Annotated in this window: 11 protein-coding genes; 7 read left to right on the top strand and 4 right to left on the bottom strand. The window is 53.4% G+C overall.

Annotated features, from left to right (window positions below; all coding sequences use genetic code 11):
* Positions 1-6: 6 nt before the first annotated feature.
* Together LEP6406_RS0209095 and LEP6406_RS0209090 are read right to left on the bottom strand one after the other, a co-directional pair.
* The gene (locus LEP6406_RS0209095; protein ID WP_008316997.1) at positions 7-1,476 is read right to left on the bottom strand and encodes a phosphoglucomutase/phosphomannomutase family protein; all 1,470 of its coding nucleotides are present in this window, start codon (positions 1,474-1,476) and stop codon (positions 7-9) included.
* Between the two features lie 198 nt (positions 1,477-1,674).
* On the bottom strand, positions 1,675-3,018 hold the full coding sequence (locus LEP6406_RS0209090; protein ID WP_008316996.1) for a hypothetical protein: 1,344 nt from the start codon (positions 3,016-3,018) through the stop codon (positions 1,675-1,677).
* Positions 3,019-3,358: 340 nt separating this feature from the next.
* Here LEP6406_RS0209090 and LEP6406_RS0209085 point away from each other — a divergent pair, with 340 nt between their 5' ends.
* Positions 3,359-4,024: a hypothetical protein gene (locus LEP6406_RS0209085; protein WP_008316994.1), complete on the top strand. Its 666-nt coding sequence runs from the start codon at positions 3,359-3,361 to the stop codon at positions 4,022-4,024.
* Here LEP6406_RS0209085 and LEP6406_RS34725 read toward each other — a convergent pair.
* Together LEP6406_RS34725 and LEP6406_RS0209080 are read right to left on the bottom strand one after the other, a co-directional pair.
* Positions 4,005-4,127 carry a hypothetical protein gene (locus tag LEP6406_RS34725; RefSeq protein WP_263971155.1) on the bottom strand — a complete coding sequence of 41 codons (123 nt, stop codon included), beginning with the start codon at positions 4,125-4,127 and terminating at the stop codon, positions 4,005-4,007. The two genes, LEP6406_RS0209085 and LEP6406_RS34725, sit on opposite strands and share 20 nt — an antisense overlap.
* Before the next feature lie 85 nt (positions 4,128-4,212).
* The gene (locus tag LEP6406_RS0209080) at positions 4,213-5,076 is read right to left on the bottom strand and encodes a helix-turn-helix transcriptional regulator (protein WP_008316993.1); all 864 of its coding nucleotides are present in this window, start codon (positions 5,074-5,076) and stop codon (positions 4,213-4,215) included.
* 114 nt (positions 5,077-5,190) lie between these two features.
* Between LEP6406_RS0209080 and cas3 the strand changes: the two genes are divergently transcribed.
* The 6 genes from cas3 (at position 5,191) to LEP6406_RS0209050 (ending at position 13,632) form a co-directional block, all read left to right on the top strand.
* Positions 5,191-7,359, top strand: coding sequence for a type I-D CRISPR-associated helicase Cas3' (gene cas3 / locus LEP6406_RS0209075; RefSeq protein WP_008316992.1), 2,169 nt, complete (start codon positions 5,191-5,193; stop codon positions 7,357-7,359).
* A 584-nt stretch (positions 7,360-7,943) separates the two neighbouring features.
* Positions 7,944-8,378, top strand: a complete 435-nt coding sequence (locus LEP6406_RS31070) for a transposase (RefSeq protein ID WP_263971154.1) — start codon at positions 7,944-7,946, stop codon at positions 8,376-8,378.
* A 161-nt stretch (positions 8,379-8,539) separates the two neighbouring features.
* Complete coding sequence (gene mntA, locus LEP6406_RS30140; RefSeq protein WP_008312264.1) at positions 8,540-9,202, top strand: type VII toxin-antitoxin system MntA family adenylyltransferase antitoxin; 663 nt, start codon at positions 8,540-8,542, stop codon at positions 9,200-9,202.
* A complete protein-coding gene (hepT, locus tag LEP6406_RS27240) occupies positions 9,199-9,654 on the top strand; it encodes a type VII toxin-antitoxin system HepT family RNase toxin (protein ID WP_008312262.1) in 456 nt (151 codons plus the stop codon). Before mntA ends, hepT begins: the two co-directional genes overlap by 4 nt.
* Positions 9,638-13,027 carry a type I-D CRISPR-associated protein Cas10d/Csc3 gene (cas10d, locus tag LEP6406_RS0209055; protein WP_008312261.1) on the top strand — a complete coding sequence of 1,130 codons (3,390 nt, stop codon included), beginning with the start codon at positions 9,638-9,640 and terminating at the stop codon, positions 13,025-13,027. Before hepT ends, cas10d begins: the two co-directional genes overlap by 17 nt.
* Positions 13,024-13,632 carry a hypothetical protein gene (locus LEP6406_RS0209050; protein ID WP_008312259.1) on the top strand — a complete coding sequence of 203 codons (609 nt, stop codon included), beginning with the start codon at positions 13,024-13,026 and terminating at the stop codon, positions 13,630-13,632. The genes cas10d and LEP6406_RS0209050 overlap by 4 nt, the downstream gene beginning before the upstream one ends.

Raw genomic sequence — 13,632 nt, 5'->3', positions numbered from 1 at the left:
ACCCCCCTACTCCCCCACCCCCTCAGCCCACGCCTTAGCCCAGGCCAAATGCTTATGCACCTCTTCTATTGTGGCGGCTTCACTGTAGAGGCGCAGGACCGGTTCAGTGCCGCTGAAGCGGATCAGCAGCCAGCTTTCGTCCTCTAGGGAAAACTTGTAACCGTCGATGGTGAGGCAGTGGGTCACAGCTTTGCCTGCGATCGCAGTGGGGCAGTCATTTTCCAACGCGGCTACGAGGCGATCGCGCACCGCCATTGTGGGCAGGGGCAGGTCAATGCGGTCGTACTCCGAGTAATAGCCTGTGGTGGCCTGGAGTTTGCGGTAGCGATCGCTGAGATCTAGCCCTGATTTCACCACCGACTCCAGAACGTATAGAGCCGACAGCAGGGCGTCCCGCTCGGGGATATGGTGACCGTAGCCCACACCGCCGGACTCTTCGCCACCGATTAGGGCATGGGATGTCATCATGCGGTCGGCGATGTACTTGTAGCCGATGGCGGTTTCATGGAGGGGCAGGTTGTGGAGGGCGGCGATCTTAGGAATCAGGTTAGAGCCGCTAATGGTTTTGATCACCTCCCCAGACAGGCCGTGAACCTGGGTCAGGTGGTCGATCAGGATGGGAATCAACACCTGGGAACTGAGGAAGGTGCCTTGACTATCCACCGCCGCAATGCGATCGCTGTCGCCGTCAAAGACGAGACCCGTTACCAGCCCTCCCGGCACCGCAGGTTGGTAAGCCGCCACCGCCGTCAACATTCGCTTCAGGTATTGGGGCAGGGGCTCCGGGGCTCCCCCCTCAAACAGAGGGTCGGCCTCGGTGTTGAACTCATGGATGGCGGTGCCCAGCAGCCGTTCTAGCCCGGTGGCAGCGGCTCCATGCATGACATCGGCAAATACGGTGAGTTGACCACTTGCGATCGCGGTTTGAATCGACCCTAAATCTACCTTGCTCTGGAGTTCGGCACAGTAGCTGGGCCAGGGATCAAAGGATGCGATGCTCCCTGGTTGGGTCGCTGGAGCAAAGACCGTCTCCAACTGGGCCTCGACCTGCTGGGTCACCTCAGGGGGCACCGACCCCCCAAAGGCACTTTTGATCTTGAGGCCGTTGTAGGCGGCGGGGTTGTGGCTAGCGGTGATCACCACTGCCCCCAGGGCTCCCTGGGATTTTGCTGCCCAGCTAAAGGCGGGGGTGGGCGCAAAGCCCTTGCTGAGTTGGACATCAAATCCGGCGGCGGCGATCGCTTCGGCGGCGGTGCGGGCAAATTCCGGGGACAGAAAGCGGCGATCGTAGCCCACGATCACGGTGTTGCTGCCGGTGGTGGCCCCATAGGTCTGTTGCAAGACCTGGGCGGCGACAGTGGCCACCTGCTGCACCCGCGCAAAGGTAAAGTCAGCAGCCATCATGCCGCGCCAGCCATCGGTGCCAAACTTAATCGGCTTATCAATAAATGTGGAGGGAGAGGGTGCGATCGCCATAGCAGCAGTCCAGGGGTCCAGGATATAAATCGTTGCACCCCCCGAGTTTACCCACCTTCATCCCCCATTTACCCGTCTGAGGAACCCGGATCCTCATCAGTCCAACATTGTCCGGTCCCCTCTCCCCTTGGAAGAGGGCTAGGGAGAGGGGCCGAGGTGTGCCACGATAAAACGGTCAATGTATTCCGCCGCCCAGTACTAGGGCGTGGCCTTGGCCAACTCCGCCTGCACCGATCGCAACAGCGTTTGGGCGTCGTCGTAGGGTGTGGTTCCCGGTTCCACCCGCTTCAGCTCATTTACTGTAAGCTGAAGCTCCGCTGCATAGGCTTCGGAACTCAACCGCCGAGAACTTTCCCAGAGACGGATTTGGCGTTCCTCTGCCCGTAACCAGTAGTCCTGAGCCTCTTGTTCCTGCGCTAGTCGAATCCGAATAGTTGCCAAGTTACGCCCATATTCCGCTAACTTAGCCTGGGCTTCGCTATAGCCCGGATCCTCAATGGGAACCTCTTCTAGGCGACTAATCGCGGTTTCCCAAAGGCCGATAATTTCCACCCAGATCTCCGCCCTATGGGGTGCGTTCTGGGCTGTATTGGCCGCTTGCATCGCGAACTGTTTGGCCGCATTAATCAGGGTAATGGAGCGATTGTCCCCTGCCAAGAGACCAGAGACCTGCTCAAAGTCGCGCCGGTAGGCCGCCAGCCTGGTTTGGGCCTGTCGCCCCGCCAGGGTTTCCGGTGGAATTTCGTTGAGCTTATCCATGCCCCCCTGCCAAGCCATCACCGCCGTGGTTTTGGCCTCGGTAGTAGGAGCGGCCTGGTATTGGACCTTGGCGGCATCTACCTCCGTGGTGCCCTGATCTAGCAGGGTGAAAGCGTTCTCCTCTTGGAAAATCTTGGCCTCCATGCGCCCGATCGCTTCCCGAGCTACCGCAAACTCGTCGTAGGTGAAGCGCCAAGTGCAGCTAAACAGGGTGCAGTAGGCCCGAGGATAGTAGCCCAGAAACCATACGGGCAGACGATCCAGGTGCTTTTGGGCGTCGGTCACCTTTTCTGCTCCCAGTTGAATATCCTGGGTACTGGTGGCCTGGTTCACCAGTTGGTCCGACTGGGCCACCAGGGAAACCGTCTGGCGGTAGCTATGATCCATGCTGATGTAGCTGGGTAGCAGCAGGATGGGGGCCACCCGAGACACGGGCCAGCGGATCATGGGATAGGGCAGGTTCAGCACCCACAGTCCCCCAGCGGCGATGGAGACGGTGACGGCGGTGCCCAGGGTCACCGCACCGATACGCCCGAGCCCAATGCCCCGCCGACCCCGGTTGATCCGGGCGGCTCTCCTCAAGATACGGTCATTGAATTCTGGAAAAATGTCTTCGACGGCGGACCTCAGTTCTTCATAGGTGAGGGGCTCGCCCTCTTGGAGGCGAAAGCGATTCAATCGCCGCAGGACGAGATCGCGACGGACTTCCTCTAAAGCGCCCTGGGTCAGGCGGGTCACCTCAGCCGACAGTAGTTCGAAGGCACGGTTATTTAAGCGACGCATGGGTGGGGGTGGCCAGCCCTAGGGCTGGATAGATCTCAACAAGGCATCTTTCAGTATGCCCAAGGAAAGATACAGGGGCGACGCCCGCGATCGCAGGTCAGATAAAGTGCGATTACACCTGGAAATCCCCCCAATCCCTGACGGTTTCCCCCCTAGAGAGCCCTTCACAGAACAGGCAAGAGGAGTCAGGGAAGGGACAACCTTAAGAAATCTCATGCCCTGACACCACCTGGGGCTTCCTGAAAACCCCAGGTTTGGCACCCCCCCCAATCCCTGAACAATAGGCGGTAGCAGGACTGTTCTCTGGGCCTAAAATGAGGACAGCAGTCGTCAATAGACCATGGCAAATCCGGTCACCCTTGAGGATATTTATGCCCTATTCCGCGCTTCCCAGGCAGAGGCGGATCGTCGCTGGGCAGAATTAACCGCCGCTGCCGATCAGCGCTCTGCGGAGGCAGATCGCCGCTGGGCAGAATCAACCGCTGCGGCTAAGCAGCTTTCTGCGGAGGCGGATCGTCGTTCTGCGGAGGCAGATCGTCGCCTGGAGCGATTAGAAAAAATCACCGCCCACACCAGTCGAGAGGTGGCGGGGCTCACCAGTCGCTGGGGGCTATTTGTCGAAAACTTTGTAGAACCCGGTGTGGTGCAACTGTTTCGGGCACGCGGCATTGATGTGCAAGAGACGGCTCGCCGGATGAAGTCCCAGCGTCCGGGGGCTGAGATGGAAATCGACATCTTCGCGGTGAATGGAGCGGTGGCAGTGGCAATTGAGGTGAAGTCTCGGCTCTCTCAGCGGGATGTGGAGTACTTCTTGGAGAAAATGGGTCGCTTTCGACTGGCCTTTCCCCACTACAGCGACTATCAGATATACGGTGCTGTAGCTGGCATTGAGATTGATCCAGGGGTGGATCGCTATGCCTATCAGCGGGGTCTGTTTGTGATCAAGCAGAGTGGAGAGACGGTAGCTATCGCCAACGACACCACCTTTAGACCAGCGGTGTGGTGAGGGCAAGGGAGGGGAATGGTGGGTGGATGCCCGCGATCGCAGGTGAGATGCGATCGCAGGTCAGATAAAGTGCGATGGTCAGGGACCGGCCCAAAGGGGCCATTGCACCTGGAAATCCCCCCAATCCCCGACGGTTTCCCCATGGGGAGCCCCCGCCGCTCTGAAGGAAGGAGCCCAAGATGGGGTGCTCAAAGACTGGGTGAATACTGTCTGGCCATCATCACAATTTCTTGGGCAAAGCGATCGCGGACTTCCTCTGGCCCAATCACAATGCAATCTGCGCCATAGCGGCGGATCTCGCGGAAAAACCAAAACGTACTGTGGATGCGCCGCACCACTCGGCGACGTTCCTGCTCCGGCACCCATTCATTCACCACGTCGGCCTCAGTTTTAGAGCGATAGGCAAAGGCTAGGCGGTTGAGCAGATGGAACTCGACGGTGATATGCCCCAGTTCTAGCTGCCAATAGCCCTCGGCGGGGGCTATGACGGCTTCGTCGGGGATGCGGTCTAGGCGCAGGGTCCAGTTGTGCTGAAGGGCGGTCACGTCCTGGTTGCCTTCGGTCTGATCACACCAGCAGGTGAGGTACTGGCGATCTTCTAGGGGCTCAATGCGGGCATGGCGCACGGTGAAGCTCCAGATGCGATCGGCGGCATCTTGATAGGCCAGTCGAAAGGGGCGTTGGCGCAAAATACAGCGGTCTAACTCAACGCGCCAGGGGGCATTGGGGCGATCAACCCAGGTTTGAATGGCTTGGCGCAGCGGTTGGTTCAGTTCGCTGCGTTCTAGTAAGACCTGGGCCAGGGTCAGGGCTTCATGGAGTCGCCCTGCATCTTTGAGGTGATTCAGGGCACGGTTGAGGGTGTCGATGCGATCGCGGTTCCAGTCGTGGTTAATGGCGAGACGCAGGTGGCCTTTGGCGATCGCTTTGCAAAGTTTTGAAACGTTGGGCTTTTTGCCCCAGGTCTGGTCAAACTCCAGGGCAAGCTGCTCTAGCTGGGCCTTTTCGTGTTCTTCGATAGACAGGGTAATGGATCGCTGTTTACGGGTCATAGGGAATCACGTTCAAGTATACGGACACTTCGTCCGTATATCTATTGATCAATCCTATTGTCGCTGCCAAGATAGGGTTATGCAACAAGGCACGGATACTTTCCCTGAAGCACCATGTATTCCATTCAGCTAAAGCCTGTTTACGCTTGCCCCGCCGATGCCCCCGCAGGAATCAAGCTGCCTAACGGATGGAAACTCGCTTGGCATCAGGTTGAAACCTTAAAGGCATTGCGCAACCCAGAGATAGATGTGGTGTTCAACACGGCGATGACCGGGGATGGCAAGAGTCTTGCCGCTTATTTGGAGGTATTGCAGGGAAACTGTTTTGCGATGGCACTTTACCCCACCAATGCCCTCGCCAGCGATCAGGAAACCCAGGTGCGGGATTACATCCAGCAGTTTCAGCCGGCCAATGCCCCACGGGTCAATCGGTTGAGCGGGCCTGAGCTGGAGGTCTATGCAGAGAATGAAGGCTTGCGCAAGGGAAGTGCGATCGCATCCCGTTCGGGCCAATCTGAAATCCTGATCACCAACCCCGACATCTTCCATTACCTGCACCGAGGCGCTTACTTAACGGGCAAAGATACCCCCGATAAGCTCTGGAACCGCATCGACAAAGACTTTGACCTGTTCATCTTCGACGAATTTCACGTCTTTGCAGCCCCCCAGGTTGCCAGCGTTCTGAACACGATGCTGTTAATTCAGGCCACCAATCGACGCAAAAAATTCCTGTTTCTCTCAGCTACCCCTAGCGACACGCTACTGAAAAGACTTGATCAAGCGGGTTTCCGGTGCCAAGTCATTAACCCGATTGAGGCAGGCAAGTACCAGTTTCCAGACACCCAAGCCGCCGCCCATACCCTCAGTAACCAGCATTGGCGACAGGTCGCCCGCGCCATCAACCTGACCTTTATGCCCATGGAGCCCACATCCAAAGCATCGGAAACCTGGCTGAAGGACAATCAAGACCTCATCCTCAGCCAATTTCTGGAGCACCCCGGCAGCAAGGGAGCCATCATTCTCAACTCCATTGCAGCGGTGAAGCGACTAACCCCAGTATTTAGAGCGCTTTTTGCCCACCATGGCCTGACGGTGCGAGAAAACACCGGGCTATCGGGTGGACAAGAGAAGGCCGAATCCCTAGCGGCTGACCTGGTGATCGGCACCAGCACCATTGATGTCGGCGTCGATTTCAAAATCAACTTCCTGATTTTTGAATCATCCGATGCAGGTAACTTCATCCAGCGGTTAGGGCGCTTAGGTCGCCACGATGGCCATCGGAAAGACGACCAGGATATTCCATTTGATGGCTTTAGCGCCTATGCTCTGGTCCCCAACTTCTTTGTGGAGCGGCTATTTGCGGGAGATGAGGCGGTTCTGTCCGATGGGCAGGTGTGCGACAGAATCACCTTCCAAAACCTTATTCGTGAGAAATACCGCCAGATCAACAACTTTGAGGGCTACTACAAACGCTGGGGAGCCGTTCAATCTGTGTATCTAGCTCAACAGCTCAAGAACCCGAACCTTAAACAGCAGTATTCCGATGCCCTGAGACAGTTTCATGATGCCTGCGAGAAGGTGTTTGCCACCAACCTTCGGCAAGTAGGCGGACGCATTGGCGGCTGGGCCAAGGAATGGCAGCACCTATCCGGCAAAAAAGGTAACCCCATTGCCGACGACGCCACCAGCTTTCGCGGCTCTAGCCCGTTGCAGTGTGGACTCTACGATTTGACAGAGCCGAGGGAGTGCGATCGCTTCAAAACCTACGACCTTCCCGGCATCCTCAGCAACCTGGACATCGAAATGTGGAGCAAAGCCGCCTTCTTAGACACCCTCCAGGAAACCGTCGCCCGCACCGGGCAACCCATCCCCAAGGGCCGCTTTGAATACTGCCTGGGCTTTATAAAGCTACGGGGCTACCGAGAAGAACGGCTGAACTGGACCTTTACCTCCCCTGGCGATCTCCAACCCATCGCCGATGCCTGGAAGGTACAGGTGTTGGTGGGTCTACAAATCTGGCAACCCGATAACCCCTGGGCCGGATCCATCAACCGCCGCTTACAGCAGCAGGCCATAGTCTGCTACGTCCTGCGGAAGCCCGTGCGGGAAGTGCGGCTGCGGCTCCAACTCCCTATGCACTTTCAGATCTACCCCATCAGCGACCTGAACAGCGTCCATGATGCCAACGCGCCCTACTCAGTGGCGTTTGGCGAGTCAGCCCTGCTGCTCGACACCCTCGCCCACCGTTTCCGGCACGATGGAGGTGAAATATGGGTGGCCTAATCCCCGGTAGGGGCGGGGGTTCCCCGCCCAATGCAACATTTCACAACCCAATGGTAGGGGCGGGATTTTCCCGCCCAATGCAACATTTCACAACCCCACACCGGGTTTCCCTGGACAGCGCAACATTTTGCCTATTGTCCACATTTTGCACTGGGCGCGGAGACCACGCCCCTACCCTATTGTTTATATGCTGCACCGGGCGCGGAGGCCGCGCCCCTACGGCACCGATTCCGGCACGATGGAGGTGAAATATGGGTGGACTAATCCCCGGTAGGGGCGGGGTTTCCCCGCCCAATGCAACATTTCACAACCCAATGGTAGGGGCGGGGTTTCCCCGCCCAATGCAACATTTCACAACCCCACACCGGGTTTCCCTGGAAAGCGCAACATTTTGCACTGGGCGCGGAGACCGCGCCCCTACCCTATTGTTTATATGCTGCACCGGGCGCGGAGGCCGCGCCCCTACGAAGATGAAATACAATCCCGCGATTCATCATCGACGTTCCATTCGATTAAGAGACTATGACTATAGCCAATCTGGGACATATTTCATTACCCTCTGTGTCCAGGGCAGAGAATGTTTATTGGGTAAGATTAATGACAAATCCCTTCATCTCAATCAGCATGGTTTGATCGTTGAAAAAATTTGGCAAGAAATACCCAACCACTTTCCATGCATCTCTTTAGATGCGGCGATAGTCATGCCCAATCATTTCCATGGAATTTTAACCATCTTAGATAATTCGATTTCCGAGAGGAGCAATCATTTGTCAAAAACAAAAAACATAAGAGAAAAACGGCCAAGGCTAGGGCAAGTCGTCGCATACTTTAAATATCAGTCCACGAAAATTATCAATATAAATAGAGATATGATCGGTGTGAAATTGTGGCAACGGAGTTACTATGAGCATATTATTCGTAGTGAAGCTTCTCTAAATCGATTGCGTCAGTATATTTTGAGTAATCCTGAAAAATGGCAACTGGATCAGCTTCATCCCGAGAATCCATCAAAATGGTAAAAAATCCATCTATTAATACAACATCAAAAAACCTCTCATAACAGTCCAAATCTTGCGAAAAAAATTCACGGTGGGGCAGTACCACCAGATGATCGAGAGAGGTATCCTGACCGATTGCATTGAACTACTTCAGGGAGAAACCTTGTTTAGAGTTACACACCATGAATGAAGCAGAACTCCTAAGCCGCATTACGACCAGTCGCAAAATCTTCGGTGGCAAACCCATTGTTCGAGGCTATCGTCTCGCCGTCGAGCATGTCTTGGGCATGTTAGCCGCAGGGGATACTATGGACACCCTAAAAGAGGAATATCCCTTTCTAGAACCAGAGGATATTCAAGCTTGCTTGCTTTACGCCCAAAACCTAGTGCAAAACGTTCGGCCAGGGCTCAAAGTTGAAGAACTAGCCGACTCAATTCCTGAAATCCTTGAAAAAGCACCTTACCTCACACTATTAGTTCTGTTCGGCTCTCGCGCCAGAGGCGATGCCGACTCAGGTAGTGATTGGGATTTCGCCTTCTTGTGTGATGAAGAGCAGCGCAAGCAATACGAGAAAGGCGGCTGGGATTCATTTCGAATGTGGGGGATTTTGCAGAATGCGTATGATCTCCTAGATGATCAGATTGATGTCATTGAGATGAAAGAATGCTCAGAACTCATGGCTCACTATCTTGCAGAAGACGGCAAGGTTATCTATGAGCGGGATCCTGGTTCTTTTGAAGATTTTAGGCGTAGTCATTTCAAGTCTCCACAAGAAATGAAAATATTTGAGAAGGCTTTGAGTGAGGAAACCGAGCGTAAACTAGAGAGGCTAAGACAGTCATGAGCCTTAAAGTCGGCTCGATCAAAGCCAAATTAAAGTTAATTGCTGATTATTTGGAGGAGTTGAGGCCATTAGCCTTGCTCAGCAGAAATCAGATAATCAGTGATGTTTATAAGTATAGAACTGCTGAAAGGCTTCAAGAACTTATTATCCAAGCTTCACTAGACATTGGCCGACATTTTCTCAAGGAGCTTTATTCTCTGGATCCAAAAGAAAATGCCAGTGTGTTTTTGGAGCTAACAAGGATGGGTATTCTCCCACAAGCTTTAGGAGAAATTTTGGCAGAAGCTGCCAGTTTCAGAAATGTATTGGTTCATCTCTACGACAAAATAAATCCCAACAAAGTAGTTGACAATATTCAGCTAGTCCTGAGAGATTTTCCTGCCTTTTCGGATTGTATTCAGGCTTTTTTGGGTTCTTTAGAGGCAAATAAGAATAATGCAGAGTCCTCATAATGATGATTATGGCTTTCTAGATGAAGACTATGGATTTGACGAAGCAAGCGACAGAACAGTAGCTCCCGCGCAGCGGGAGCTACTGACCCTCAAACTCTTGCGGGAAGCCATTCAGGCTCAGAATCCTGATGATGTCGTAATGCAGGATTTTGCCGCGATCGCACTCCCCCATCTACTGAAATACACCGTTGGGGTAACCGCCAAGGGGGGCAAATTCTTTGCCGAGTATCTAGATCGGGTCGTGAATCCCCAACGCATCGCTGCCGGTAAGGAGCCGATTCGTCGCGACAATGCGGCGGATCAGTCCCTCAATACTCACTTGCTCAATGGGTTATTCCCAGCCAACCTGATTGAGCGACGGTTACAGCGACTTGATACCACGGTTAAGCGTCTGGTCAAAGAGCAAGAACGCCGTCTCCTGGTATCGGGCTTTATTCTGCACGACTTCGAGAAGTTCGACTATGACCTCATTCCTGAAATGCCGGAAGCCTTCAGGGAAATCCGGCGGGATCCAGAGCAGGACATTCGGAAACGCACGATCCCAGAGCATCGCGAAATCATCACGACACTGGTGAAGGCGTTGGGGCTAGATTCCTTCATCTGCCCTGACCAACCAGACGATTGGACACAATACCTGGATGACCTGCTGTTTCTGGCCTATAACGCCCAGCGACGGAATGATACCAACCTCAACTTATCTGAGGATGGACTGAATCCTGTGTTGCGCGATCGCACCCTGCGCTGCCTATCCGACCTCACCTGCCTCGCCGATCGCCTCGCGTCTATCATCAAGCACCCCCAAGACGCTGAGAATTCCGCCTTGAATGAGATCATTCACGGGGTCAGCGATGGCCAGTTGCGCTTTACCTACCACGCCATTGCCGAAAACCGAGGGGTGCTGACCAATGTGGTCAACAACGCCCTGATGGATGCCCACAGCAGCCTTAATACGCCAGAGCAAGAGCACTACACCCCACTGCTGTATCTGCCCACAGGTGTCATCTATCTGGCCCAACGGGAAGCCCCAGCGATTAGCCCCAATACCTTGCCCGATCGCGTTGTCGCCAGCATTAAGGCACTTTGTGCAAACCAGCTTTCCTCACGCAAGGTTGGATTCAGCCGTGGAAACGTCGGCATGAAGTATGCCGACTACTATGAGCTATTTTTCAATATTCAGGAACTTATGAAGTTTTCCGTCGATGGTGTCATTAGCAAAATCAAGACAAGTAAAGCAGCCGATAAAGCTCAAAAGCTAGTTCAATTCAAGGAGAAAGGGGAATTACCTGAGAGTCTTGATATCAATTTTCCGGAAGATATCCGAGTAGATCATCTCGCTGAATTAGGAGCCCTCATCGTCGGAAAATTCTGGCAGAAATACACAGATCAAGTTATTTCACTTTTGAAGAAACATAAAAAGTCTCAAGATATTACTGTCATCGAAAATCTTGACCTAACTAGATCTGCTGTAGAGTTTCTTGATTTAGTGGATTGTTTACCTGAAGTTCTCAATCTTAAAAATCTTAAGAATACAGGCGGAGTCTCGTATGAGTGGTACTATATCGCAAAACAGTATTTGGAAAGAAATCCAGGTTATGAAGATGTAAGGCCAATTTGTCAAGGGCTAGTAAATCATTGGCTAACACTTACAAAACCCATTGTGGACAAATACGAAATTCCCGATGCCTGGATGGATTTACGAGATTGGGTTGGTAAAGTTGCCATGCTGCCGGGAAAAACTCTACAACCATCAGTCGAAAAACAGGCTGAAATCTTCCTGAAAGAACTAAATCATTACAACGCCGCCAAAAAGTCAAAAAGAGGTGCAAAAAAAATATGCTCTATCTCCCATTCCCCCTACTCCGTTAGCGAACAGATGGAATCGGCGGTGCTGTTCACGCCCCAGGTCTACACCAACAAACAACACCTGGGCGGCTCCAACGCCAAACGCAATATCTCCAGCATTGCAGGCATTGAAATGATGCTGCGGCAGATTTTGATGAACCAGACCCAGGCCGTGGGCAAGCGCTTTGAGGATGGCAAATACCGCTACCTCTACTTCTATCCCACCTACTACTTCACCCCGGAAACCAACTCGTTTCTACATCGGGCCTATAACAACATCGCCCAAACCCGCTTTGACACCAGCATTCGTAACCACTTCATCAACAAGCAGCTAGAAGCTGACTTTGGCAGAGAAAAGTATCAAACTGTCGATGCCTTTTTGATGGCAGACGACCTGGCTCAGCGCAAGCAGTTGTCCGACGACGACCCGAATTTCAAGCGAGACAGAACCTTCAAACTGGCCTACCCCGACAACAAACCCCTCACCTTCTACTTCATGGCCCTGCCCCCAGGGCGCGACAGCACCGACACCGAATCTTGGGTGATGCCGACTTGGCTGGCCCTGGCCTTTCCCATGATTCTGGATGTCAAAACCGTGGTGTCGGAGTCGCCCATTCCGCCCTTTACCGATGGGGCTGAGTTTGAAGAAAGCGTCTTCCTCGACAGTGCTCCCCACGCTTTCCGTACCCTGGTCGGCCACGATCGCTTTCGACTCGATTTCATCCTCGAAGGCTGGACGGACGAGAGCGGACTCAAGCACCCCGCCCCCCTGAATACCCTGACTGCCGCCTACGCCATCCACATGGATGTCAACGCCAAGCAGGGCAAAGGCGGCTACGACGCTAATTGGGGCCGCTTTACAGAACTAGCCAAAGACATCGAAACCAGCCCTCTGTATGTCTTTTCCTACCTAGCGAAGTGGAGTCGAGGGCAGAAAGCCGATGCCCCGAGTCCTCAGAAAATCAGGCTCTACGCCCACCACTTTTACCCCTGCTTTGACCCCTATGCCACCTACACCTTTGATCAGGAGAACTGGAACGTGACCCCAGCATCAGCATTGAATCATCCCAAGAAATTAACGGAACTTTATCGCGAATTCTATCGGGCCAACAAGCGCTACAACGCTAAGGCCAACGCAGTTCTCAAGCCTATCGACATCGCCGCCGATACCATCCTCAAAGCTGAAACCAGCATGTTCCACGACGAAGCTCTGGTCACCGTGGTAGCCGCAGAGGTCTTTAAGCTCATGGATCGCGTCCACAACTCAACCGCTGAGGGGCGCTGGGTGATCCGCGATCGCGAAAAGGAACGCCAACTTGTCCTCGACTTTGCCCGTTACTTTGTGGTCGATGTATTTGAGCAAGCCTTTGCTGGCGATCGCGCCCGCCTAGCCGGTCGCCAACTGAATCTGATTCGCGACACCTGCGAATTTCTCTACCGTCTAGAGCAAGACAAAGAAAATCAGGTGATAAATGCTGAAAAGCAGCTCAAAGAGAACTCCCAAGAAAAACCCAAGGAGGAGGAAGAATGAAGGTCTTAGAGCCTGGAGGCTCCTACACATTCAGTAGAATTTTTGAACTCAAGTTAATCGCCGCAGAACTCGCTGAAGAATTTGGCTATACCTTCAGCCGTAAGCGATTAAATCTACCTCAATATTCAGGAGATCTCGATCGCATTACCGAATTAAAGGATCGTATTGAAGAGACATTACCCTACGTCAATCTATCCACGGAAACAGCTCGTCGAGAAATACTCGTCTCTCCAGTCATTCTAGACCTGATCCACTACACCCAAGCAGAGCTTCGGATTGAATATCCCATCAAGGTTACGGAACAGCTTCAAGGGTATTTAGACTATTTTCTACAACGGCAGAGCCAATTGCTCATTATTGAGGCCAAAAAAGGAGACTTGGATTTTGGCTTCACTCAATTAGTGGCTCAGCTCATTGCCCTAGATCAGTGGGAAATAGATAATCCCGCTGACCGTATTTTAGGTGCAGTGACAACTGGAAAAATCTGGGAGTTTGGCTTGCTCCACCGCAAGCGTAAACACATCGATCAAGGCTTTGACAGTTATCGTGTTCCCGACGACGTAGAACCCCTGATGCGAATTTTAGTTCAGGCGCTAACGGGTTAA

Origin of the sequence: Leptolyngbya sp. PCC 6406 (assembly GCF_000332095.2) — a bacterium.
Lineage (GTDB): Bacteria > Cyanobacteriota > Cyanobacteriia > Phormidesmidales > Phormidesmidaceae > PCC-6406.
The sequence above is the reverse complement of the archived record's forward strand: the minus strand, read 5'-3'. Positions and strand labels throughout refer to the sequence as shown.